The sequence below is a fragment of the Thalassobacillus sp. CUG 92003 genome, assembly GCF_013618635.1.
GTDB lineage: Bacteria > Bacillota > Bacilli > Bacillales > Halobacillaceae > CUG-92003.
The window spans coordinates 95,507-120,785 of the sequence record NZ_JABLSJ010000008.1 but is presented as its reverse complement, the minus strand read 5'-3'; the positions used below and the strand labels follow the sequence as shown (position 1 = coordinate 120,785).

The window sequence follows — 25,279 nt, the reverse complement described above, 5'->3', positions numbered from 1 at the left end:
GTCCCAAAGGAGGGAGATCCGTGCTTAAAGATTTTTTCAGCAAAAAGAAAAAATATGCACCGATGCCCAGCAAAGAAGCTAAACAAGATATACCCGCGGGCTTGATGCAAAAATGTCCAGGCTGTGGAAAAATCTATTATCGAAAAGAACTAAAGCGCAATATGCAAGTTTGTCCCCACTGTGATCATCATAGTCAAATGAACGCTTATGAACGGATTGAGTCACTGTTTGATCCTGATAGTTTTGAAGAATGGGATGCCGGAATGATCTCGACGAATCCATTGAACTTTCCGGACTATGAGATGAAATTAGAAAAAGACCGAAAAAAATCCGGGTTAAATGAAGCTGTCGTGACCGGTAAGGCTGAAATGGAAGGGTTACCTACAGGTTTTGCCATCATGGATGCTCGTTTCCGTATGGGAAGCATGGGGTCTGTCGTCGGTGAGAAAATAGCCAACGCTGTCGAAGAGTCACGGAAACAGAAGCTGCCTTTTATTATTTTGACTGCTTCTGGGGGGGCCCGGATGCAAGAAGGTGTACTCAGTTTAATGCAGATGACCAAGACATCTGTTGCTATCCAAAGGCACCATGCTGAGGGCGGATTGTTCATTTCGATAATGACTCATCCTACAACCGGCGGCGTTTCCGCCAGCTTTGCGTCGATCGGGGATTATAATCTAGCAGAACCTGGTGCATTGATTGGGTTTGCCGGTCGTCGTATCATTGAGCAGACCATCAGAGAAAAATTGCCTGATGACTTCCAAACATCCGAATTTTTGTTGAAACATGGTCAACTCGATCAAGTCGTTCATCGCCATGACCTGCACAAGGTGCTGCATACCATTTTAGATATTCATCAGTCAGGAGGTGATTCGTCATGAAACAAATCCTAGATTTTGAAAAGCCAGTCGTAGAACTACGGGAAAAAATAGCAGAATTAAAACGCCTCACCAAAGAGAGCGATATGGATTTGAATGATGAGATCGCCACACTGGAAACGCGTTTAGAGAAGTTGGAAGAGGATGTATATGATCGTTTGCGCCCTTGGGATCGTGTACAAATGGCCAGGCACCCTGAAAGACCGACGACTCTGGATTATATCGATTGTTTGTTCACAGATTTTCTAGAGATGCACGGAGATCGTTTATATGGTGATGATGAAGCAATAGTGTCAGGCATCGGTAAATATAAGGGCGAGCCTGTTACCATCATCGGCCATCAGCGTGGCAAAGACACAAAGGAAAACATTCGGCGTAATTTTGGGATGCCTCACCCTGAAGGGTATCGGAAAGCGCTTCGATTGATGAAGCAGGCTGATAAATTCAACCGCCCGATTATTTGCTTCATCGATACGAAAGGAGCCTACCCGGGTAAAGCAGCTGAAGAACGCGGCCAGAGCGAGGCCATTGCGCGAAATTTAGTTGAAATGGCTGGGCTTTCGGTACCGATCATTTGCATCGTAATTGGTGAAGGGGGGAGCGGAGGCGCTCTTGCCTTAGGTGTAGGGGACCATATTCATATGCTGGAAAATTCCACTTATTCTGTGATTTCACCGGAGGGAGCGGCTGCTTTGTTATGGAAAGATTCCAACCAAGCACAAAGTGCAGCTGAGACGATGAAAATCACCTCTTATGATTTGAAGCAGCTTCATGTCATCGACCAGGTCATTCCAGAAATTCGCGGAGGTGCCCATCGGGATGTGAAGCAGCAGGCAGACCATATTGATCACGTATTAGAGTCCAGCATGGCGGAGCTGCAGGCGCTCTCCAAAGAGGATCGGTTGGAAAAGCGTTGGGAAAAATATAAACAGATTGGGGATTATACGCAGTTAGATTTGTGATAAATAGGGTATAATTGTTAGAAAGTGGCCGCACGTCAGATGTGCGGCTTTTGTTATCTTAGTGGAGTACCCTCGCTTACTCCCTCTTTATTTCCCATTATACTTGTGAATCAACTCTATTTTTGTTACCTTAAATCTTGTTTCAGAACATGAACGGGTGTATTTTAACTATAAGAACGTTTATACATTAAAATGATTAACTATTCTCTTATCTATCATGTAAGCTACCATATAGAAAGTGTTGAGGTGATACGATGAAAAAAATCGGAGTATTGACGAGCGGTGGCGATGCACCAGGGATGAACGCTGCAATCCGAGCTGTCGTGAGGAAGGCTATTTATCATAATATGGAAGTTTATGGCGTGAAATATGGCTTCCAAGGTTTAATTGAAGGAAACATTGAAAAAATGGAATTAGGTTCTGTAGGCGACATCATCCAACGGGGAGGCACGAAATTATATTCAGCTCGGTGTGATGAGTTCAAAACCGAAGAAGGTCAGTTGAAAGGCATCGACCAATTAAATAAGTTTGGCATTGAAGGCCTTGTGGTGATAGGCGGAGATGGCTCATTTATGGGTGCGAAAAAGCTTACCGAAAAAGGCTACCCGTGTATTGGGGTTCCAGGTACAATTGATAATGATATTCCTGGAACGGATTTCACGATTGGTTTTGACACAGCCTTGAATACGATCATTGAAGCGATTGATAAAATTCGCGACACTGCTACCTCTCATGAACGTACTTATGTTGTAGAAGTGATGGGGCGCGATGCTGGTGATCTTGCTTTATGGGCTGGTCTGGCCGATGGGGCTGAGAGTGTCCTGATCCCTGAGAAGCCGGATGAATTTCATGAAGTGATCGAGCGTCTCAAGCGAGGTCATGATCGCGGCAAAAAACATAGTATCATTATTGTTGCTGAAGGGGTAGGAAGCGGTGTGGAGTTTGGCCAACGGATTAAAGAAGCCACCAATCTGGAAACACGTGTGACTGTACTTGGGCATACGCAAAGGGGCGGATCCCCAACGGCCACAGATCGTGTCCTGGCTAGCCGACTCGGGGCGTTTGCGGTGGATTTGATTATTGAAGGGAAAGCAGGTCGTGTTGTTGGTATCGAACGAAACCAGCTGGTTGATCATGACATATTGGAAGTGCTCAATCAAAAGCACACCGTTGATTTCGATATGTACCGTCTATCCAAGGAACTTTCTATATAAATAGAATGAACGAGCAAGTAGTTGAATGAAGGAGGTTATTTTAAGATGACAAGAAAAACAAAGATTGTGAGCACGATCGGTCCCGCTTCTGAGAGTAAAGAAAAACTTATGGAGTTGATCGAATCGGGCATGAACGTCGCTCGCTTGAACTTCTCTCATGGCGATTTTGAAGAGCATGCAGCCCGCATTGCCAACATTAGAGAAGCTGCCGAGAAGACAAGCAAAACGGTGGCGATATTATTAGACACAAAAGGGCCAGAAATCCGGACAGGCCGTATGAAAAACGAAGGCGTCCAATTGGAAAAAGGGTCCACCTTATACGTAAGCATGGATGACGTGGAAGGGGACCAGGAGCGGATATCGGTAACGTTTCCTGGATTGATCAACGATGTTCATGAAGGGTCCAAAATCTTACTAGACGATGGCTTGATTGAACTTCAGGTTGAAGAAATCAAGAAGCATGACAATGAAATCAAAACCACGGTCTTAAATTCGGGTCTGTTGAAAAATAAAAAAGGCGTGAACGTACCGAATGTCAGTGTAACCCTTCCCGGCATTACTGACAAAGACGCGGAAGATATTCTGTTTGGAATTGAACAAGATGTTGATTTCATCGCTGCTTCTTTCGTTCGGCGCTCCTCAGATGTACTGGAGATACGTGAGCTGCTCGAAAAGCATGAAGCTACCCATATTCAAATCATTCCAAAGATCGAAAACCAAGAAGGTGTCGATAACATTAAGGAAATCCTTGAGGTCAGCGATGGATTGATGGTCGCACGTGGCGATTTGGGCGTTGAAATTCCAGCTGAAGATGTGCCCCTCGTACAAAAGCAATTGATTCACCAATGTAACAAGGCTGGGAAGCCGGTCATTACGGCAACACAGATGCTTGATTCAATGGAACGCAACCCTCGCCCTACCCGTGCAGAAGCATCGGACGTAGCCAATGCCATTTTTGATGGAACAGATGCAATTATGCTATCGGGTGAGACCGCTGCCGGACGTTATCCTGCTGAAGCTGTTCAAACGATGCATAACATTGCTGAAAAAACCGAAACGGGATTAGACTATGCAGCTATTTTAGAATCGCGATCAAAGACAAGTGATATGACCATCACAGATGCCATCAGCCAGTCTGTTACACACACAGCCATTAATCTATCTGTGAATACGATTGTTACGCCTACGGAAAGCGGGCATACGGCTTTGATGATTTCCAAATATCGGCCGCGCGCGTCCATCGTAGCTATCACGAATAGTGAACGAGTCAACCGATTGCTTTCATTGGTTTGGGGCGTCCATGCGATCATGGGACCTCGCGCTCGATCGACTGATGATATGCTTGATGTGGCAGTGGAAAGAGGGCTTGCCTCAGGCTTGGTTAAACGCGGTGATCGTATCATCATTACGGGTGGCGTGCCTGTTGGAGAAAGCGGCACGACGAACTTGATGAAAGTTCATGTTGTAGGTGATGTACTCGTAAAAGGACAAGGGATTGGACGTACCAGTGCCTATGGCCGTGCAGTACTTGTAAAAAATGCTGAGGAAGCAAACAGACGGATTGAAGAAGGAGATATTCTAGTCACGTTTGGAACCGATAAAGATATGATGCCTGCTATCGAACGAGCCGGTGCGTTGATCACCGAGGAAGGTGGTCTTACCTCTCACGCAGCCGTTGTCGGGCTGAGTCTCGGCATTCCAGTTGTTGTCGGTGTTGAAGATGCAATGAATGTGATCGAGGACCACGAGGATTTAACAATCGATAGCTCTCGAGGAGATATCTACAAAGGTCACGCAAGCGTCCTTTAACTAATGAACAATCCAAAATACCATCTAACTGAGCCTTATTAAAAGGTTAGGTTAGATGGTATTTTTTTGATAGGCTTTCTACCTTGTATAAGCCACAACCAGGGTCAGGGAGTGATTCTACTTCAGGAATTGCAGCCCATCTATTCCTTTCAGTTTTGTCGGGGGCGAAGTTGACGTATAATAAAAGGAAATGGTTTTGGAAGGGAAGATTGTATGTTTCGTTGGTTATTACTTCTAATCATAATTGTACCAGCTTTGGAAATAGGTATTCTTGTGTGGGCCGGCAATATCATCGGTCCGTGGTGGGTCATCCTATTAATTATATCAACCGGGGTTCTTGGTGCCTGGTTAGCTAAACAACAAGGATTGGAAACGATCCGTCATTTTCAGCAATCCATGTCGATGGGGCAAATGCCTCGAGACACATTATTAGATGGCGCCTGCATTTTGGTAGGAGGTACCGTCTTGCTCACTCCTGGATTCATTACGGATGCGATCGGATTTTTACTCCTGCTGCCCGTTACGCGAACACCTCTCAAGCGGGTGATTGGCAGTCTCATTAGAAAAATGATGGACAAAGGAACCATAACAATTTATCGGAGATAGCCCCAGAATTGAAAGCTGCTTATTACGAGCAGTTTTCTATTTTTTTGGCAGTGCTTAAACAAGCGAGGATAGAGCCTTTTTTAGTGCGCGCGTCGCGTTACCCTATTAGGAAGAGTGAGGACCGTATTTAATATAGTTCCAGAGTTCGTGGGTGGCCCCGGTGCGATGGATGCTTTTTACAACAATGAGGGTGACAGGCCCAAGCAGTAAACCTAAAAACCCGGCCAGCTGGAAACCACTGAACATGGCGATTAACAAAAATAAGGGGTGTAAACCAATTTGCTGGGAAAGCAGCTTGGGCTCGAGTAGTTGTCTCATGATTACGATGGTAAGATACAGAATGGCAATGCCGATGCAAAGCTCTTGCTCCCCGCTGAGAAACAGATAGCCGATCCAAGGTATAAAAATGATACCTGTCCCCAGATAAGGAATAATATCTACAACACCGGTCAACAATGCGATGGTTAAGCCATGGTTGACGTCTAATATCCATAACCCGATGACGACGAGACAAGCCGTAATCATTATGAGCAGAAACTGGGCCTTAGCATACCCTGAGGCTGTTTTTTTAAGGTCATTCACGACATGCTCAAGCGTCACAATCAGCTTCCCTGGAAAAAGAGACGTCATCCGGCTGTTGAATGTGTCCCAATCCTTGCTGATAAAAAATACGCCTAGCAACACAAACATGATAAATGTAAAGGAGGCGGGGAGCTGACTTAACAAAACAGGGATTTGTTCCAATACGTTCTTTAAGAAATTGGTGCCGGTTTCAGTCAAGCTCATGCCGAGTTGATCCATTTGTTTGAGGAATTGGGGGCTTTCTGTCCCGTTAAATCCGCCTAATTTTTGCGTGACTGAATTGATTAAATCTGTTACATGGGTCGATACAACCTGTCGTACAAAGTCAAGTGCCTGTCCAAAATGAGACGGGACGTAATGGGCTAAATAAGTGGTTCCGTTTATGATTTCGAGCATAGCGACCATGGAGAGACTGAACAAGAAAACAATGCATAAGCTTAGTGCGGTTATAACGGCTGTCCACCGTGGAAAATTCCACTTCCATTGCATTGTTTTCACAAGCGGATTAATAATCCACGCGATGAAAAATGCCCATAAAAAAGGATGAAGCAAGGGAAGTAAGGCATATATGGTCAAGCTGGCAACGACAGTCACCGTACATACGATAAATAAACGGGCCCACATCAACTCGTGTCGCAAAGTATCCCTTCTCCCTCTTTTAATAGTGAACGCGCCCTAACCCATTGTTTTAGGAGACAATTAATAACTCAATTATGTTTTAAAACAATCTAACTGGGATATTATTTTTGCAATATAGTTAAAAGAAGGGTGTTCCATTAGTCGTCAATTTTTTAATAGGATAGGGAGTTACTTACGGCAGAATGAAGCAAGGTAAAATAGACAACCGCTTAATGAGTCAATTGAATAAAAAAACGGGTCTTCAAGGTAGGTATGCGAAAGGTTATCAGACTACAGACAGTTCAACTTTGAGTGTCTTTCGTTATCGATTCATGCCAACGTGCATGTAAAAGGTACTTATGGGGTATGGTTATAGGTGGCCTCTTAAAGTATGAATGTTTTATGACCCGTCAGTGTGGTGTAAATATTAAGAAAAATATTTCACATTCTGTCAGTAATACTTTATAATTGTCGGTGGGGATGAATTCCTATGTAGAAAAAACATATATAATGTAAAGCGTTTACTTGGATTGGAAAAAGTTAACCTTGCAATTTTTTGGAAAAAGGAGAGAATTTACATGGCATCAACTAAAGGGTTGGAAGGCATTACAGCGACGGAATCATCAATCAGTTCAATCATTGATGATCAACTGACATACGTTGGTTATGACATTGATGACCTTGCTGAAAATTCAAGCTTTGAAGAAGTAATATACTTACTATGGAATAAGAGACTTCCTAAGTTGGACGAGTTGAATGAATTTAAACAAGAACTTGTTTCAAACATGGATATTCCAACTGAAGTGATCGATCATCTTAAATCCTATGATCTTTCCACGGTACATCCTATGGCTGCGCTCCGTACAACCGTATCGATGCTGGGTCTATACGATCCTGAATCAGATGTTATGGAAGAAACGGCAAATAAACGTAAAGCATTACGTCTGCAAGCCAAGATACCAACAGTTGTTACAGCCTTTGCCCGTATCCGCAAAGGAAAAGAACCTGTTTCTCCTAAGCGGGAATTGAGTTTCGCTGCTAATTTCCTCTATATGTTAAACGGTAAGGATCCGGAAGATATTGAAGTTGAAGCATTCAATAAAGCGCTTGTCCTTCATGCTGACCATGAACTTAACGCATCTACCTTTACAGCACGTGTATGTGTTGCGACTCTCTCTGATATTTATTCTGGTGTAACCGCTGCGATCGGTGCCTTGAAAGGGCCGCTGCATGGAGGTGCCAATGAACGCGTGATGGCGATGCTCACTGAAATTGGTGATGTTGAGAACGCTATTCCAGAAATCAAGAAAAAGCTTGAAAATAAAGAAAAGATTATGGGGATGGGCCACCGTGTTTACCAAAAAGGCGATCCTCGTGCCAAACATTTACGCGAAATGTCACGTGAACTGACTGAACTGACGGGACATTCCAAATATTATGATATGTCAATCAAAATAGAAGAGTTCATTAAAGAGAATAAAGGGCTCCCGGCAAATGTTGATTTTTATTCCGCTTCAGTTTACCACAGCCTCGGCATTGATCATGATATTTTTACGCCTATCTTTGCTGTAAGCCGCGTTTCCGGCTGGCTCGCTCATATTCTTGAGCAGTACGATGACAATCGGTTGATCAGACCGCGTGCGGAGTATGTGGGACCGAAAAATCAATCGTATACACCAATAGATGAACGCTGAAGCTCGAAGGCAGCTTCTTTGTAATTCATGCTTTTTATGACTGATAAATTAAAGTATGATGATAAGTGGACAAATATACCAACATGAATTAGGAGGTTTTACTTTGACACAATCAGCAAAAATTACAGAAGAAAACGGAAATTTGAATGTACCTAATCGTCCAATCATTCCTTACATTGAAGGCGATGGAATCGGACCGGACATTTGGGCTGCTGCCAGCCGCGTTATTGAAGCAGCAGTAGACAAAGCATACAATGGCGAGAAAAGCATTGAATGGAAAGAAGTATACGCTGGTCAGAAATCCTACGATAAGTTTGGAGAATGGCTTCCTAATGCTACCCTTGATACGATTCGTGATTACAAGATTGCGATAAAAGGACCTTTGACCACTCCAATCGGTGGAGGCATCCGTTCCTTGAATGTGGCTCTCCGCCAAGAGTTGGATTTATTCACATGCCTGCGTCCTGTGCGTTGGTTCGAAGGCGTACCTTCTCCGGTTAAACACCCTGAAGATACAGATATGGCTATCTTCCGTGAGAATACTGAAGATATCTACGCGGGAATCGAATGGCAAAAAGGGACGCCGGAAGTGAAGAAGGTCATTGATTTCCTTCAGGATGAAATGGGCGTGACCAATATCCGTTTCCCTGAAACGTCTGGGATTGGCATTAAGCCCGTTTCAGAAGAAGGGACAAAGCGCCTCGTACGCGCAGCAATCGACTATGCACTGAACGAAGGACGCAAAAACGTCACCCTCGTACACAAAGGAAATATCATGAAGTTTACAGAAGGTTCCTTTAAATCCTGGGGCTATGAAGTGGCGCAAGAAGAATACGGTGATAAAGTCTTCACATGGCTGGAGTATGATCGTATCGTTGAAGAACAAGGTAAAGATGCTGCGAATAAAGCTCAGGACGAAGCTGAAAACGCCGGCAAATTGATTGTGAAAGATGCTATTGCCGATATCTTCTTGCAGCAAATTCTTACGCGTCCAAAAGAATTTGATGTGGTAGCCACAATGAACTTGAACGGTGATTACATTTCAGATGCGCTTGCAGCCCAGGTCGGCGGCATTGGAATCGCTCCAGGTGCCAACATCAACTCTGAATCTGGCCATGCTATTTTTGAAGCGACGCATGGTACGGCTCCAAAATATGCAGGCATGGATAAAGTGAACCCATCTTCTGTTATCCTTTCAGGTGTCCTTATGCTTGAGCACTTGGGATGGAGAGAAGCCGCTAACCTTATTACACAATCCATGGATAAAACCATCGGCAGCAAAGTCGTGACGTATGACTTCGCCCGTATGATGGATGGAGCAACAGAAGTGAAATGCTCTGAATTTGGAGACGAACTGATCAAAAACATGGGTTGATGCACCGAAAGGAGAATAGGAATGGCGATCAAGCGTAAAAAGATTTCAGTAATTGGCGCTGGCTTTACGGGTGCAACGACTGCCTTGATGACAGCTCAAAAAGAGCTTGGTGATGTTGTACTTGTTGATGTGCCTGATATGGAAGATCCTACGAAAGGGAAAGCGCTGGATATGCAAGAAGCTGGACCTGTCCAAGGGTTTGATGCCAATGTTACCGGAACTTCTGATTATAAAGATACGGAAGGATCTGACCTTGTCATCATTACCGCAGGGATTGCCAGAAAGCCTGGGATGAGTCGTGATGATCTCGTCAGTACAAATTCAAAGATTATGAAATCTGTTACGAAAGAAATTGTAAAATATTCTCCGGATTGCTATGTTATTGTGCTGACCAACCCTGTTGACGCTATGACTTATAGTGTTTTCCAGGAAGCTGGCTTGCCGAAGAACCGTGTGATTGGTCAGTCCGGTATATTGGATACGTCTCGTTTCCGTACCTTTGTGGCTCAAGAGCTTAATCTTTCAGTGAAAGATATAACCGGATTTGTGCTAGGTGGTCACGGAGATGATATGGTGCCACTTATCCGCTATTCTTATGCAGGTGGCATTCCATTGGAGAAGCTTATCTCAAAAGAACGTTTAGACGCCATCGTTGAACGCACCCGTAAAGGCGGGGGAGAAATCGTAGGATTGCTTGGAAATGGCAGTGCCTATTACGCCCCGGCCGCTTCAATTGTCCAAATGGCTGAAGCGATTTTGAAGGATCAGCGCCGTGTTATTCCTTCAATTGCCTATCTTGAAGGAGAGTACGGTTATGAAGGTATTTATTTAGGTGTCCCTACCATTCTTGGCGGGGACGGTATTGAAGAGATCATTGAGCTTGACTTGACGGAAGAAGAACGCAAAGATTTAGATAAATCTGCTGATTCCGTAAAAGATGTACTCAACGTATTGAACTAAACGATGAGGATTCGGGGTTTTTCCTCGAATCCTCTTTCTTCACGGTTAGGAAATCGTTTTCAAAGAGGTGATCGTATGTTAGGAAAGCGCAGAAAACTGGGAAAGAAAGTCCATGAATTGGAAGTCGGTTCGAGCTACACGGCGTCAAATGTAATTGAAGATCGGGACTTACTGATGTATCTTGGATTGACGGACGATGCAAATCCGCTGTATATTCAGCATGATTATGCTTCCCAAACCCCTTATAAACAGCCTGTGGTGCCAGCAGTTATGTTGTTTGGAATGGTATCGTCCATCATTTCAATGCACCTGCCGGGTCCGGGGAGTCATATTCTTCAATCTCATATTCATTACCCCAAACCCGTTCACCATTACGATGAAGTCAAATTTACCGTTGAAATCACAGACATACAACATGAGGAGCACACCGTTTTGTGTGAGGCAACAGGGTTCGATACAGAAGGAGACGTCATTTTACAAGGCACTTTAACTGTTGCGCCTCCCTATGAGCCCCGTTCCATGACCGCAAGTTCACTGGAAAATTTCTATTAAAGTATGAGCATCTCTTCATTTTTTATATAGTGGGCTAATTCAACTAAAACCTCCCTATTGTGGAAGACTCAGTTGCGAGATTTTTGTGTATGCGGATGCTGGCTGGGAAAACGAATCGCTTTCCGTGGGCATGGGGTGAGCTTCCTCAGGCTACGCCTTGCGGGATCTCACCGCTCATGTTATTCCCACAGGCGTCTCACCGTTTTCCCATTCACCATACAATCATAAGGTGCTCGAAACGACCTTCCGTAACAGGAAGCTTTGACTGAAAAAGCTTTCATACGCGTGATTATATGTGCTATCGGTTCCCTATAGGTAGATGCGCAACCAAGTGATGTCGAGAGGCCTATATGGCAAGGGCCGATGGGGAAGGGTGAGACTCCCCTCTGAAAGCGGAGGTGTCTTGGTCAGCGGCGTATGGACTGGACTGAGCTGTAGGAGATAAAGGAAACACGAAGAACGACGTGATTCGATGTTGACTTATCGTACAGAAGCGAGGGAAGTCTCACTAGCCGCTAGACGCCGTAGCTGGATAGGTCAAATAAGGCAACCCTTTGATCTAGAGGGCAACCCCCTATAATTTAGAAGGAGCAAGGCAAGATCCCGGAAGGCGAATCCTGAAGAAGCTTGGCAGTTCCCCCGCAGGAAAGCGAATCCTTCCCCAACGGCCCTACACGCCTACAAACATCTCGAAATCGAGTCTTATAGAATTTTACCCTGTAGCGAAAGACTCCGTTTCGAGCTAACTATCCACTTCAAATATCAACAACAAACTTTACTGAGCCTTTCTTTATAATATGAGATGATAATATGGTTATTATTGGTTATGTTAAATGAGAGAGTCAACCCTCATTAAAATGCAGCAATGAGGGTTTGAGTCGCAATGTTTCAAGTTAGTAAGGTTTAATGGAAATCAGTAAATGTTTCAAATAATATGTCACGAAGGGCATGGCAATTGGATATCAAGACATTTATTAACATTGTGTAAAGATTTTAAGGAGCCGTGTTCAAATGTGCCGCTTCATTGTATGATGGAGATAACGCAAATTAGAGGTGATGGTTATGAAGCAGAACGTGCTGATTGTCGACGATGAAGAGTCCATAGTGACCTTATTAAAATACAATATTGAACAAGCTGGATTTGAAAGTGATGTGGCTTATACAGGAGCAGATGCCTTATCCAAGGCAGAAGTGACTAAATTTGATATGATCGTTCTTGATGTGATGCTTCCTGAAATGGATGGTATGGAAGTATGCAAACGTTTAAGGCAAAAACAAATCCACACCCCCATTTTGATGCTGACCGCAAAAGATGAAGAATTCGATAAAGTGCTCGGGTTAGAACTTGGCGCTGACGATTATTTGACTAAGCCCTTCAGTCCAAGGGAGGTTGTCGCGCGAATAAAAGCTATTTTGCGGAGAATCGATCGCGATCCTGAAGATACACATGATACTAAATTGACCATCGCAGATTTAGAGATTTACCCCGAACAGTATGAAGCATCCATTAAGCAAATTCCCTTAACGTTTACGCCAAAAGAATTCGAATTACTATGGTATCTGGCTAAGAACAAAGGGAGAGTCCTTTCCCGTGACCTTCTTCTTCAGAAGGTTTGGAATTATGATTTTGCCGGGGATACCCGAATTGTAGATGTTCATATCAGTCATTTGCGTGAAAAAATCGAGCCGGATACGAAGAAACCAGTGTACATCAAAACGATACGTGGACTTGGGTATAAAATGGAGGAGCCAAAGTAAATGAGGTCAAATACCCGACCACTGCTCATCTATACCATTCTAATCGTTGTGGTCATGGTCAGCTTAGGCATCTTATTAGCGCAATTGACACGAACCTACTTCATCAGTTTCTTTGAAGAACGGATTGAGCATGAGCATGCGTATTTTGTTGACTATCTGCAGGATTATGACTCACATGAACAATTGGATGAAGCCGAATTCTCCGACTTGAGTGAACAATTTAATTCTGCGATGTTCATTTTCAACCAAGACAATCAATTGGTGCTGGATACTTCAGATGTTTTGGATGAAGTGACCGAAGAGGAAAAGAATCAGATTACAGAGCAGGTGACAAATCAAAGTCACAATCAACGCGGTACTTTAATAGATGATGTGTTCTACTATCCTTCATCTATACAAATAGGTAATGAGACGGCTACTTTAGTACTCGCCTCACCCGTTCATTCGCTTGGGAATATTACAAAGAATATTTGGTTGTTGATCGGGGTGACCCTATTTTTCGGCATCCTTCTCATATATTTTATCGGCTATAATATATTTTCCAAATATATCAAACCGATTCGTTCAGCTTCTAGTGTGGCAAGTCGGCTTGCGCAAGGGGATTATAAAGCCCGTACATATGAAGGCTACTTTGGTGAAGCGGGCGAATTAAGTCAGTCAATTAATATTCTGGCTCGTAATTTGCAGGAAATGACCAGTGCTCAAGGTATGCAGGAGAACAGGTTGGAAGCGGTCATCAATAACATGGGGAGCGGACTTGTTCTAATTGATGAAAGAGGCTACATCTTATTAGTGAACCGGGCTTTTCTTGATAGCCTGGGTGGGGAAGAGCATGAGTACGTCAGTTATATATATTATGACGTAATCCCCTATGATGCGGTGCATCAAACTGTTCAAGATGTGTACATGTTTGAGGAAACGATCAGCCATACGTTTGTCGCACCCTTCCATATTCAACGGAAGCATTTAAATGTGACAGGTGCTCCTATATTCAGTGAGTCTCACAAATGGAAAGGCGTCGTACTCGTTTTTCATGACATTACAGAATTAAAACAGTTAGAACAAATGAGAAAAGATTTTGTGGCCAATGTCTCTCATGAATTGAAGACCCCCATCACTTCAATCAGAGGGTTTTCGGAAACGTTATTGGATGGGGCCATGAAAGATGAACAGATGCTGGATCAGTTCTTACGTATCATATTAAAGGAAAGCGGTCGTCTGCAATCATTGATCCAGGATTTATTAGAGCTCTCCAGGTTAGAGAAAGAGGATTTTCAACTTGATATCGAACGCTTCGATTTTGTGGAACTCGTAGAGGAAACGGTTCCCCTTATTGAGCAGCATGCCAAGCAGAAATCACTCAAGATTCAAAAGGACATTTCAGCAAGCGCCATGATTGAAGGAGATTCTGGCCGGTTAAAACAAGTCATTCTCAATCTGTTGACTAACGCTGTCAATTATACTCCTGAGCATGGAGAGATTGGCATACGTATTGTAGACGGTGAAGCAGATGTGACGTTATCGATTACAGATACAGGAGTTGGCATGCCTCAAGAAGAAATTTCCCGTATTTTCGAACGATTTTATCGCGTTGATAAAGCAAGAAGCCGAAATTCAGGCGGTACTGGACTGGGCTTGGCTATTGTTAAACATATCGTCGAGGCGCATCAAGGTTCTATTGAGGTGGTCAGTGCACCGGACGCTGGTACTACATTTCACATCACATTACCAAAGAAATTTACAGAACATTAATAATCCATTAATACCCTTTTTAAACATGGTTGGTAAACTATCTTTGAAACCCTTTCATCCAAGGTGTTTTCTTATGGGCGAGAGTTCTAGTAACTCTCGTCTTTTTTTGTCTGGGAAATGATAAAATTTGGGACCCCGTGGATAACACATACCTAATAAGCCACGCCGTCTCCAGCGCCTTTGTTCGTTGGCATGATCTCCTTTATTTCCCGTCATGTAATGAAGACTACGCTTTTTCCTTCTTGAGCTTAAACATGGTAGAATAAATGACAGACCAAGACGTTTTTTATTATGAAGGAGTGGAATCATGTCCGAAAAATTAGTGTTGATTGATGGAAACAGTATCGCATATCGCGCTTTTTTTGCGTTACCGCTATTAAATAATGATAAAGGCGTATATACCAACGCCATTTATGGTTTCACGACCATGCTGTTAAAGATTTTAGAGGAAGATCGCCCAACCCACATGCTGGTGGCTTTTGATGCTGGTAAAACGACATTCAGACATGAGACATATAAAGAATATAAAGGGGGGCGTCAAAAAACGCCGCCAGAATTATCAGAGCAGCTTCCATTACTAAAAGAACTTTTGGACGCCTTCAGTATACCCCATTATCAATTGGAACAATATGAAGCAGATGATATTATCGGTACGCTTGTTAAACAGGCCGAAGCATCAGGAATGGACACCAATGTCATTTCAGGGGATAAAGACTTGCTGCAGCTGGTTTCGGACAAAACGAGCGTCACGCTGACCAAAAAAGGAATAACGAACGTAGAGGCTTATGACCCTGCTTTCATGATGGAAAAAATGGAACTGCGGCCTGATCAGATTATTGATCTCAAGGCGCTAATGGGCGACAGTTCGGACAACATCCCTGGAATCCCTGGCGTAGGAGAAAAAACCGCCGTTAAATTACTTAAACAGTACGATACCATTGAAGCTATATTTGAACACATTGATCAGGTAAGCGGCAAGAAATTGAAAGAAAAACTTGAAAATCATCAAGGCGATGCTTACATGAGCAAAGAATTGGTGACGATTCAAACTCAGTCGCCCCTGGAGATTGGTTTGTCCGACTTAGAATTTAAAGGTTACGAAAGCTATAAAGTGAGCCACCATTTCAAAGATTTGGGCTTCCAATCCCTTTTAGGTCGTATTTCGTCGGATGAACAAGAAGCTGAGTCAGCTGAATCGCCTCATTTGCAAGAGCTAACGGTGGATTATCCTGAAGAGTTGCAGCAGCATCATTTTACTGGGGAGGATTCCTTAGTGATTGAAATGTTAGACGATAATTACCATTATGCACCGATTGAAGGGTTGGCCATTGTAAATGATACGGGGAAATACTTCATCCCGATCGAAAAGGCAGCTGCGTCTCCAGCCTTTAAACAATGGGCTGAGGATCGTGATCAGAAGAAGTCTGTTTTTGATGCGAAAGGAACGATTGTCGCTTTGCTCCGGAATGGAATCGAGATTCAGGGGATCGATTTCGATTTATTATTGGCCTCTTATCTTGTCAATCCTTCCGAAAATAACCATGACATCCCAGCTATCAGTCATCGACTGGGGGTTACGGGGGTTCAGTATGACGAAGAAGTGTATGGAAAAGGAGCTAAACTGAAGCGTCCGGATGATGAAACGCTCGCCCAGCACGTGGTGCGGAAGGCTTCGCTTTTGTATGAATTGAAACAGCAAATTGAAGAGCAGCTCAAGCAAAACGAACAATTTACCCTTTACGAAGAGCTTGAAATGCCGCTGGCAGTCATCCTTGGGAAAATGGAACATCTTGGTGTTAAAGTAGATGTTCAGAGACTACAGGAGATGCAGCAGGAGCTTCATGATCGATTAGAAGCTATTAAAGAAGACATCTATAAAATGGCCGGCACACAATTCAATTTGAATTCGCCTAAACAGCTCGGACCTATTTTATTTGAACAGCTCGGCTTACCTGTCATCAAAAAAACAAAGACGGGGTATTCGACGTCGGCGGATGTATTAGAGCAGTTGACAGACAAACACGAGATCATTCCCCACATCCTATTATACAGACAGCTGAGCAAGCTGCAGTCGACCTATATCGAAGGGTTGCTTAAAGTGGTCAATGAGGAAACGGGAAAAATACACACGCGATTCAATCAAGCCTTAACTCAAACCGGCCGTCTCAGTTCAACGGATCCGAATCTGCAGAATATACCGATCCGTCTAAAAGAAGGGCGGAAAATAAGGCAAGCGTTCATTCCTTCTCAACCGGGATGGGTGATCTTTGCAAGTGACTATTCACAGATTGAATTGCGCGTTTTAGCGCATATGTCGCAGGATGTAAAACTGATTGAAGCATTTAATTCAGGGCGGGATATTCACACCCAGACGGCAATGGAAGTATTCGGCGTCAAGGAAGATGAAATTGATGGGAACATGAGACGTCAAGCCAAAGCGGTCAACTTTGGAATTGTCTACGGCATCAGTGATTATGGGCTGTCTCAAAGTCTGTCCATTTCGCGTAAGGATGCCCAGGCTTTCATTGATCGGTATTTTGAAAGCTATCCGCAAGTCAAAGCCTACATGGATAACACGGTAAGAGAAGCAAAAGAAAAGGGTTTTGTGACTACCTTTATGAATCGCAGGCGTTATCTTCCGGATGTAACGAGCCGGAACTTTAATCGCCGGAGTGCAGCAGAACGGACTGCCATGAACACGCCGATTCAAGGTAGTGCAGCCGATATCATCAAAAAAGCGATGATTGATTTGAATGCGAAACTTGAAGCGGAAAATATGCAAGCGAATTTACTCTTGCAAGTCCATGACGAACTGATCCTGGAAGCCCCTGAAGACGAGATCGATCAATTGAAAACAATGGTCCAGTCTGTCATGGAGGGCACCATTTCTCTGGATGTGCCCTTAGAGGTCGATTACTCTTACGGCTCTACCTGGTTCGATGCTAAATAAGTAAGGAGAATGTCATCATGCCGGAGCTACCGGAAGTAGAAACAGTCAGACAAACGTTACGGGAACGGGTTATTGGCCAAACCATAGATGAGACCACAATCCTTTGGGACAATATCATTAAACGGCCAGGTGATCCGGATGAATTCAAAATGCTGCTGCAAGGGCAGACGATTCACGAGATCAACCGCAAAGGTAAATTTTTATTGTTTGACATGGATGATGTCACGCTGGTGTCCCACCTTCGTATGGAAGGTAAATATGCCGTCTATCCCAAGGAGGAAGTGGCGCTCCCCCACACCCACATTTTATTCCATTTTGCCAGCGGCACAGATCTCCGGTATCAAGACGTGCGAAAATTTGGGACGATGCACGTTTTTAATAAGGGAGATGCCTATGACAATAAACCGCTTAATACCTTAGGACCCGATCCTTTTGATCCAACGTTCACAGCATCTTATTTATTTGAGAAATTAAAGCATACTACGCGCCAAATAAAATCGGTGCTCTTAGATCAGACAGTAGTGGCAGGACTCGGCAATATTTATGTAGATGAAACATTATTCCGGTCTTACATCCACCCCGAAAGAACCGCACATACACTTACTTATTTGGAAGCTGAACGCGTGAGACAAGCTGCTATAGATACGTTGCAGGAAGCCTTGGCTCAAGGAGGCACAACGATCCGCAGCTATGTGAACAGTGAAGGTGCCAGCGGGTCGTTCCAAAAGGAATTGTTTGTCTACGGGCAGGAAGCATCACCTTGTAAACAGTGCGGAGAAGAAATCATTAAGATAAAGGTGAGTAATCGAGGGACTCATCTTTGCCCTGTGTGTCAGCAGTAACACACACCGACTGCCCATTCCCATATACTATCTCAAAACGTTACGGATAAAGGTGATGAGGTATGGGGATGGTGTTGTTTGCAGCTCTGCTTGTAATAGCTGTCAGTATAGACAGCTTTGGTGTGGGCATTGTGTTTGGGTTGAAGAACATTCAAATTTCTGCTTGGAACCTCTTTATTATTGCAACCTTATCAGGCTTTGTGTTTTATAGCTCTATGTTTGCTGCTTCATTTTTAAAAGGGATGTTCCCTGCTCATTTAAGTGAGAGCATTGGGGCTTACATTCTCATTGCTGTAGGTGTCTATTTACTCGTCCAAATCGTCATTCCATTAAAAGGCAATGAGGAAAGCTACAAGGAAAAATCTCAGGAAGTCCCTCATTTAGCTCATATTCTAAAAGATCCGCAAAAAGCCGATATGGATGACTCGGGAGCGATACGGGGGAAAGAGGTCATCGTGCTCGCACTGGCTCTATCTTTAGATACTGTCGGGGCTGGCATCAGTGCTGCATTCATAGGAATTCATCACTTTGCTACCTCTGTTTGTATCGGCGCAGCAACAAGCGGTATGCTGTTTATCGGGGCACATCTAGGTCGTCGACTACGGCACGTCAAGTGGATCGATAATATGAGCCTATTGCCGGCCATTTTGCTTATCACGATTGGCATTTTAAAATTGGTATAAATAAGGGGGATTCGTATGACAGTTGTAATCGGATTAACAGGAAGCATTGCCACAGGTAAAAGCACCATCTCTCACATGTTCAGCGAATTCGATATCCCCGTGATCGATGCGGATCAGCTTTCTAGAGAAGTGGTCGAACCTGGAGAGAAGGCTTACGAGTCGATTATCGACACGTTTGGCAACCACATTCTGCATGAGGATGGGACACTCGACCGTAAAGCACTGGGGAGTATCGTGTTTAAAGACGAGAGCAAACGAGAAACCTTGAATGGCATTGTTCACCCGGCTGTGCGTGAGCGGATGATTGCAAAACGAGATCAGTATAAAGCTGAACACTATCCTGCTGTCGTATTGGACATCCCACTACTCTTTGAAAGCAAGCTATCTCATTATGTCGATAAAATTATTGTCGTATATGTAGATGAGACGATTCAGCTTGAACGTTTGATGCACCGCGACAAGTCGTCACAAGCAGAAGCGATGGAGCGTATTCAGGCGCAAATTCCAGTGAAGGAAAAAGCTGAGATGGCCCACGAAATCATTGATAATTCCCAAAGCAGAGAATCGTCCTATCATCAATTGAAACATATTTTATCGAAATGGAATATCCTGTAATGTCATCTAATGTCTTGTATATCAATGCAAGGCATTTTTTGATGCACGAGCCGGGTTCAGACTTTTTGGGCGATAAGCTTGTAGGGATAAGCCTGAATTCGTTTTTTTGCAACTCTTATACACCAAAAGCGCTTCCAATGTGTTATACTATTTACACCTACTTATATAAAAGTATATCATAATTGGGGGTTATTCCTTATGTCAAAATCACGTATTGCGATTAATGGGCTGGGACGAATCGGGCGAATGGTGTTTAGAAAAGCTGTAACTGAAGAAGATGTTGAGATTGTAGCAATCAATGCGAGTTATCCAGCTGAAACGTTAGCCCACATGCTCAAGTATGACAGCGTCCACGGTCAATTCAAATATGATATTAAACCGATAGAAGACAGCCTTGAAGTAAATGGTAAACGAATTAAAGTGTGTTCAACTCGGAATCCCGAAGAACTGCCGTGGGATGAGTTGGACGTTGATATTGTGATTGAAGCAACTGGGAAATTCCGCACGAAAGAGGAAGCGGGACTTCACATCGAAGCGGGCGCTAAAAAAGTGATCATTACCGCCCCGGGCAAGCAAGTAGACGCCACGATCGTCATGGGAGTAAACGAAGCAGATTATGATCCGGAAGACCACCACGTTATTTCGAATGCTTCGTGTACAACAAATTGCCTGGCTCCGGTGGTGAAAGTGATAGATGAGCAGTTTGGCATCGAGAATGGGTTGATGACCACGGTCCATGCGTTTACAAATGATCAGCAGAATCTCGATAATCCGCATAAGGATTTACGCCGGGCCCGTGGGTGTACGCAATCTATTATCCCGACGTCCACTGGCGCCGCTAAAGCGTTAGGAGAAGTCCTTCCGAATATGCAAGGTAAACTACATGGTATGGCGCTCAGAGTGCCAACGCCGAATGTATCGTTGGTGGATTTGGTCGTTGACTTGAAAACTGACGTTACTGCTGAACAAATAAATGAAGCTTTCAGACGAGCTGAAGAAGATAAGATGAAAGGCATCATTCAATACAGTGATGAACCTTTAGTTTCAGTCGATTATACAACATCTGAATACTCAGCGATTGTTGATGGATTATCCACCATTGTTATGGAAGATCGTAAGGTGAAAGTATTAGCCTGGTATGATAATGAATGGGGTTATTCCTGCCGTGTAGTCGATCTAGCCAAGTATGTGGGAAGCAAGTTATTGGAAACCGAAGAAATGAGAGTGTCTTAATGAGTAGCCACTTGACCATCTTGTATCCTATAATAGATATACGGTTGCCATCCTTTGACAATTATTTGCAGCTGATGCTTGCCAAAACGGGGTAAAACGTATATACTTTTTTTAGCTTTAGAATTCTAGCAAGCCATAGGCTACTCAAAGGGTTAGGACCTCTCAGGACTAACTTTCCCCCGTGGTAGTTATGACAACGTAGTGAGAGGTTTTATTGCACCTGTTAAAGGGGGATATTTTGTATTGGATACGATGGGCAGACACGTTATTGCAGAACTTTGGAACTGTAATGAAGCTAAGTTGAACGATATAAATTTTATTGAAAAGGTATTTGTAGATGCTGCTCTTAAATCAGGAGCCGAAGTCCGGGAAGTAGCTTTCCATAAATTTGCTCCACATGGTGTCAGTGGTGTGGTCATTATTTCAGAATCACATTTGACCATTCATAGTTTCCCTGAACATGGTTATGCCAGTATTGATGTATACACGTGTGGCGACCGGATCGATCCGAATATTGCAGCTGGCTTTATTGTTGAAGCTTTAGAAGCGCAAACGAATGAAACGGTCGAAGTTCCGCGTGGAATGGGACCGGTTGAAATTAAAGCATCACGGGCATTATAAATTTTACTGAATTGAATGCAGGATGAAGAGGTCGAATCGAACTATGATTTGGCCTCTTTTTGTATGATAATTGAATCGGATAGGAACACTAACGCCCATGCATCCCATTCGTTTCCGGTCAGTTTTTTTGATTTCCTTTATGTTCATGACGAAAAACATGTTAAAATGACAAGTAGTATATGTACATAGCGAAGGAGTTAACCTAGTGAAGAAATTTATTTCGACATATTTAAGCAACCACTCTGAAACTGCCGAGAACCACTGGGATCCGAAGCTTGAAACCCACTATTTTAAAACGACGAAAGATAAAGCGTTCAGTGCAGTGGAAACGATGCTTAATCGTTCCCCTTCCCGCGTGATTTCTGTTTCCAAAGAACATGGCGAGATTAACGTTCATTATCAAGGGAAACGAAAGGCTTTCATTGTCGCGAGTGTCATAATGGTACGTCCTTTTCGTACTGCAGTAGATTTTTCTGTAACGACTGAATCTGGTGGGCCTGTTGATTTTGGCTTCAGTAAGAAGCTGATCAGCCAGTTTTACGAGCAGTTAAATAAAGAGCTTCCTCGCGTCGAGTATAAAAATGACCCTCTCGAGTGAAAGATGACTATTATGTGGAGATGATTGACAGTGAAATGTCCAAATTGCCAATATAAGAGCACCAGAGTGTTGGATTCACGCCCGATCGAAGAAGGACGTGCTATTCGTCGGAGACGTGAATGTGAGGCGTGTGATTTTCGCTTCACGACATTTGAGCGCATTGAAGAAGTGCCCTTGATTGTGGTGAAAAAAGAAGGGACCAGAGAAGAATTCAGTCGCGAAAAGCTGATGCGCGGGTTGATCAAGGCGTGTGAAAAACGTCCTGTGGCACTTGAGGAGTTAGAAACGATTACGCTTGAGGTTGAAAAAGAACTGCGCAATCGAGGTGTTTCAGAAGTCCAGAGTGAAGATATCGGAGAAATGGTGATGCAGCATCTTTCGAAAGTCGATGAGGTTGCCTATGTTCGTTTTGCTTCAGTCTATCGTCAATTTAAAGATATTAATGTATTCATAGACGAATTGAAGGATTTAATAAAACGAGAGGATTAATGCTTGAATGAGCTCCCTTGAGCTCATTTTCTATTTAATAGCCTCTGTTAAAGGGAAGTGTGGGTTAGGCAAGTGGATGGAGCGCTTCAATCTCCCTAATCATCCAAAATTGAGGTTTAACCGCGCTTATTACTACACGGAAAGGGGGAAATGGAATGGAACCATTTATTGGGAAACTGTTGCCGGTAGATGGATTTTATATTCATTTGAACGGTTCTGTGCCACGCGACTATCACCAGTCGTTAACGCATCTCTATCAACCGCTTATCGGTGTCTTAAGCATGTCTCTGTATCAGACATTGCTGAGCGATTGTGAAGGACCCTCAAACGCTGAATTGCAATCCCACCATGCGCTAATGAATTACTTATCTTCCCCTCTGGACCAAATATATAAATCTCGTATCAAACTTGAAGCGATCGGCTTGTTGCAAACGTATCGATCGAAACAAGATGACCACACCATTTATCTTTACGAGCTTCAGCCACCTTTTTCCCCTAAGCAGTTTTTTCGAGATGACATGCTTGCCTTAATGCTTCATCATGAGATAGGTGAGGACAAGTATCGCAAGCTGCAGAACCGATTCGACTCCAACAAGTGGGAAATGAATGCGTATCATAATATCACCGCGACATTTGACGAGGTTTTCCATGACTCGGTAACAAGGTCCGCTAACGCTCAGTCCACCGTTGAGGCAGGGGCCCAGGATACGAATCATTCTGCTAACGGCCCCCCGATTGAATCGGATCGGCTCGATTTCGATTGGTTGACTCACGTGTTAACACAACGTATGTATCCAGCTGATAAAATATTGACGGGAGATAATCGGCGTTTAATGCACCAGCTTGCATCGTTGTATAACTTAAATTCCCAAGACTTAGAGAAAGCGATGTTGTGGGCGTTGAATGACGAAAATCGTCTAATCGGTCAAGAATTGAAAGAAGCTTGCCACGATATTGCCCAATCGAAACCTAAAGTCAAACAAGATACTGAGGCACCAAAAGAAGCGTCTTCAGACAATGAAGCTCTCAGTCAATCAAATAATAAAGAGGATCAATTCATTGCCATGTTAGCAAGCATTTCACCTAAAGAACTACTAGAGGATCTTGGAGGGCAACATGCTTCTTCCCAGGACTTAAAAATGATCCGGGATGTCATGACTGAACAAGGGCTTCCTACAGGTGTCATGAATGTATTGGTTCATTATGTGTTACTGAAAACAGATATGAAACTATCAAAAGCTTATATGGAAAAAATAGCTAGTCATTGGTCCCGGAAAAATGTGACAACAGTCAGGCAAGCCATGAATCTAGCTAAAGCTGAACATCAAAAGTACCAGCAATGGGGCAAACAGAAGCAATCACGCCAACAAAAAGGAAAAAAAGAGGTCATCCCGGATTGGTTTGAACAGAATCAACAGGAAACTTACAAACGTGAAAAGGATAAGACCCTCCCGTTCAATCGTCAGGAAATGGCTGAACGCATTCGAAATTTAACGAACAAATAACGGATAGAGGTGAAAGCAACGATGGAGCCGATAAAATCTTCCTTAAAAAAATGGATGAACGATAATAAGGGATTTCAAGAGAGGTTCAATACGATAAAAGAAGAAGTGCTCGCTTCACCTGAAATTAAAGAGTTGCAAAAACAACATCCGCAATTAGGGCCGAAAGCAATGGAACGCCAGTTGATTAAGCTTCATGAATATCAGGATCAATCCAAAAAGTGTGAAAAATGTCCTTCTCTAGACGAGTGTGTCAACATTCTACCTGGGTTCGCCCCCCTGGTCTCCGTGGAGGGGGAAGACATAAAGCTGACATATGAGAAATGCCCTAAGAAAGTTCAACATGACCAAATCAGGAAGCAGCAATCGCTGGTCCAGAGCCTCCATATGCCGAAAGAGATATTAGAAGCCACATTTGAGCGAATGGATTGGGAAGATCCAGAGCGAGCCCAGGCCGTACAAGAGGTGGTTAGCTATATGGAAACAGTGGAGGAAGAACTCCCGAATCGAGGTCTTTACCTTCACGGGCCGTTTGGCGTCGGCAAAACGTATATTCTTGGCGCTTTAGCCAATGGACTAAGTCAAAAAAATATCGCTTCCATGATCGTTTATATGCCGGAGTTTGTTCGTGAGATAAAAGCGTCTATCAAAGATGATACGATCAACCAAAAGGTAGAAGCTTTCAAGACTATCCCTATTCTTATGCTTGACGATATTGGGGCAGAATCACAGTCTGCCTGGTTCCGTGATGAAGTATTAGGCTCCATCCTGCAATATCGCATGATGGAACGTCTGCCTGTCTTTTTCACCTCCAACTATAATCTCAACGAACTCGAACAAATCTTTACAACCAGTAACCGGGGGGACGTCGAACAAGTCAAAGCGCGTCGCATTACAGAACGCATTCGTCAGGTCAGTCAAATTATACCGTTGCAAGGTGAAAATCGTCGCGGCTAACACGATGAAATTAAATGCCCAGGCTTGAG

At 43.6% G+C, this 25,279-nt stretch carries 22 protein-coding genes; 21 read left to right on the top strand and 1 reads right to left on the bottom strand.

Annotation, left to right across the window (positions count from 1 at the left end; all coding sequences use genetic code 11):
* Positions 1 to 20: 20 nt before the first annotated feature.
* The 5 genes from accD to HOP45_RS13380 all read left to right on the top strand — a co-directional run bounded on the left by accD (position 21) and on the right by HOP45_RS13380 (position 5,469).
* Positions 21 to 881 carry an acetyl-CoA carboxylase, carboxyltransferase subunit beta gene (gene accD, locus HOP45_RS13400; protein WP_181349827.1) on the top strand — a complete coding sequence of 287 codons (861 nt, stop codon included), beginning with the start codon at positions 21 to 23 and terminating at the stop codon, positions 879 to 881.
* A complete protein-coding gene (gene accA / locus HOP45_RS13395; RefSeq protein ID WP_181349825.1) occupies positions 878 to 1,840 on the top strand; it encodes an acetyl-CoA carboxylase carboxyl transferase subunit alpha in 963 nt (320 codons plus the stop codon). Before accD ends, accA begins: the two co-directional genes overlap by 4 nt.
* 254 nt (positions 1,841 to 2,094) lie before the next feature.
* Positions 2,095 to 3,054, top strand: a complete 960-nt coding sequence (pfkA, locus tag HOP45_RS13390) for a 6-phosphofructokinase (RefSeq protein ID WP_181349823.1) — start codon at positions 2,095 to 2,097, stop codon at positions 3,052 to 3,054.
* A 45-nt stretch (positions 3,055 to 3,099) separates the two neighbouring features.
* Positions 3,100 to 4,863: a pyruvate kinase gene (gene pyk / locus HOP45_RS13385; protein WP_181349821.1), complete on the top strand. Its 1,764-nt coding sequence runs from the start codon at positions 3,100 to 3,102 to the stop codon at positions 4,861 to 4,863.
* A gap of 213 nt (positions 4,864 to 5,076) precedes the next feature.
* Positions 5,077 to 5,469, top strand: a complete 393-nt coding sequence (locus HOP45_RS13380; RefSeq protein WP_181349819.1) for an FxsA family protein — start codon at positions 5,077 to 5,079, stop codon at positions 5,467 to 5,469.
* Between the two features lie 105 nt (positions 5,470 to 5,574).
* Here the strand turns inward: HOP45_RS13380 and ytvI are convergent, their stop codons facing one another.
* The gene (ytvI, locus tag HOP45_RS13375) at positions 5,575 to 6,690 is read right to left on the bottom strand and encodes a sporulation integral membrane protein YtvI (protein ID WP_181349817.1); all 1,116 of its coding nucleotides are present in this window, start codon (positions 6,688 to 6,690) and stop codon (positions 5,575 to 5,577) included.
* 557 nt (positions 6,691 to 7,247) lie between these two features.
* On the opposite strand from ytvI, the gene citZ reads away from it, so the two are divergent.
* The 16 genes from citZ (at position 7,248) to dnaI (ending at position 25,250) form a co-directional block, all read left to right on the top strand.
* Positions 7,248 to 8,363, top strand: coding sequence for a citrate synthase (gene citZ, locus HOP45_RS13370; RefSeq protein WP_181349815.1), 1,116 nt, complete (start codon positions 7,248 to 7,250; stop codon positions 8,361 to 8,363).
* Between the two features lie 103 nt (positions 8,364 to 8,466).
* Complete coding sequence (gene icd, locus HOP45_RS13365) at positions 8,467 to 9,738, top strand: NADP-dependent isocitrate dehydrogenase (RefSeq protein WP_181349813.1); 1,272 nt, start codon at positions 8,467 to 8,469, stop codon at positions 9,736 to 9,738.
* Between the two features lie 21 nt (positions 9,739 to 9,759).
* Entirely contained in the window at positions 9,760 to 10,698 is a 939-nt protein-coding gene (mdh, locus tag HOP45_RS13360; protein WP_181349811.1) for a malate dehydrogenase, read from the top strand.
* 75 nt (positions 10,699 to 10,773) lie between these two features.
* Positions 10,774 to 11,250: a MaoC/PaaZ C-terminal domain-containing protein gene (locus tag HOP45_RS13355; RefSeq protein WP_181349809.1), complete on the top strand. Its 477-nt coding sequence runs from the start codon at positions 10,774 to 10,776 to the stop codon at positions 11,248 to 11,250.
* A 1,062-nt stretch (positions 11,251 to 12,312) separates the two neighbouring features.
* Entirely contained in the window at positions 12,313 to 13,008 is a 696-nt protein-coding gene (locus HOP45_RS13350) for a response regulator transcription factor (RefSeq protein ID WP_181349807.1), read from the top strand.
* Positions 13,009 to 14,760 (top strand): two-component system histidine kinase PnpS, encoded by a 1,752-nt coding sequence (pnpS, locus tag HOP45_RS13345; protein ID WP_181349805.1) that lies wholly within the window; start codon positions 13,009 to 13,011, stop codon positions 14,758 to 14,760.
* A 307-nt stretch (positions 14,761 to 15,067) separates the two neighbouring features.
* Positions 15,068 to 17,710, top strand: a complete 2,643-nt coding sequence (polA, locus tag HOP45_RS13340; RefSeq protein WP_181349803.1) for a DNA polymerase I — start codon at positions 15,068 to 15,070, stop codon at positions 17,708 to 17,710.
* A 17-nt stretch (positions 17,711 to 17,727) separates the two neighbouring features.
* The gene (mutM, locus tag HOP45_RS13335) at positions 17,728 to 18,552 is read left to right on the top strand and encodes a DNA-formamidopyrimidine glycosylase (RefSeq protein WP_181349801.1); all 825 of its coding nucleotides are present in this window, start codon (positions 17,728 to 17,730) and stop codon (positions 18,550 to 18,552) included.
* 62 nt (positions 18,553 to 18,614) lie between these two features.
* Positions 18,615 to 19,235 (top strand): sporulation membrane protein YtaF, encoded by a 621-nt coding sequence (ytaF, locus tag HOP45_RS13330; RefSeq protein WP_181349799.1) that lies wholly within the window; start codon positions 18,615 to 18,617, stop codon positions 19,233 to 19,235.
* 15 nt (positions 19,236 to 19,250) lie between these two features.
* Positions 19,251 to 19,850 (top strand): dephospho-CoA kinase, encoded by a 600-nt coding sequence (gene coaE, locus HOP45_RS13325; RefSeq protein WP_181349797.1) that lies wholly within the window; start codon positions 19,251 to 19,253, stop codon positions 19,848 to 19,850.
* 198 nt (positions 19,851 to 20,048) lie between these two features.
* The gene (locus tag HOP45_RS13320; RefSeq protein WP_181349796.1) at positions 20,049 to 21,083 is read left to right on the top strand and encodes a glyceraldehyde-3-phosphate dehydrogenase; all 1,035 of its coding nucleotides are present in this window, start codon (positions 20,049 to 20,051) and stop codon (positions 21,081 to 21,083) included.
* A 243-nt stretch (positions 21,084 to 21,326) separates the two neighbouring features.
* Positions 21,327 to 21,704, top strand: coding sequence for an adenosylmethionine decarboxylase (gene speD, locus HOP45_RS13315; RefSeq protein WP_181349795.1), 378 nt, complete (start codon positions 21,327 to 21,329; stop codon positions 21,702 to 21,704).
* A 205-nt stretch (positions 21,705 to 21,909) separates the two neighbouring features.
* Positions 21,910 to 22,302 carry a cytosolic protein gene (locus HOP45_RS13310; protein WP_181349794.1) on the top strand — a complete coding sequence of 131 codons (393 nt, stop codon included), beginning with the start codon at positions 21,910 to 21,912 and terminating at the stop codon, positions 22,300 to 22,302.
* Positions 22,303 to 22,332: 30 nt separating this feature from the next.
* Positions 22,333 to 22,791: a transcriptional regulator NrdR gene (nrdR, locus tag HOP45_RS13305; RefSeq protein WP_181349793.1), complete on the top strand. Its 459-nt coding sequence runs from the start codon at positions 22,333 to 22,335 to the stop codon at positions 22,789 to 22,791.
* 155 nt (positions 22,792 to 22,946) lie between these two features.
* On the top strand, positions 22,947 to 24,296 hold the full coding sequence (locus HOP45_RS13300) for a replication initiation and membrane attachment family protein (RefSeq protein ID WP_181349792.1): 1,350 nt from the start codon (positions 22,947 to 22,949) through the stop codon (positions 24,294 to 24,296).
* A 21-nt stretch (positions 24,297 to 24,317) separates the two neighbouring features.
* Complete coding sequence (gene dnaI, locus HOP45_RS13295) at positions 24,318 to 25,250, top strand: primosomal protein DnaI (protein ID WP_181349791.1); 933 nt, start codon at positions 24,318 to 24,320, stop codon at positions 25,248 to 25,250.
* The last annotated feature ends 29 nt before the right edge of the window (positions 25,251 to 25,279 follow it).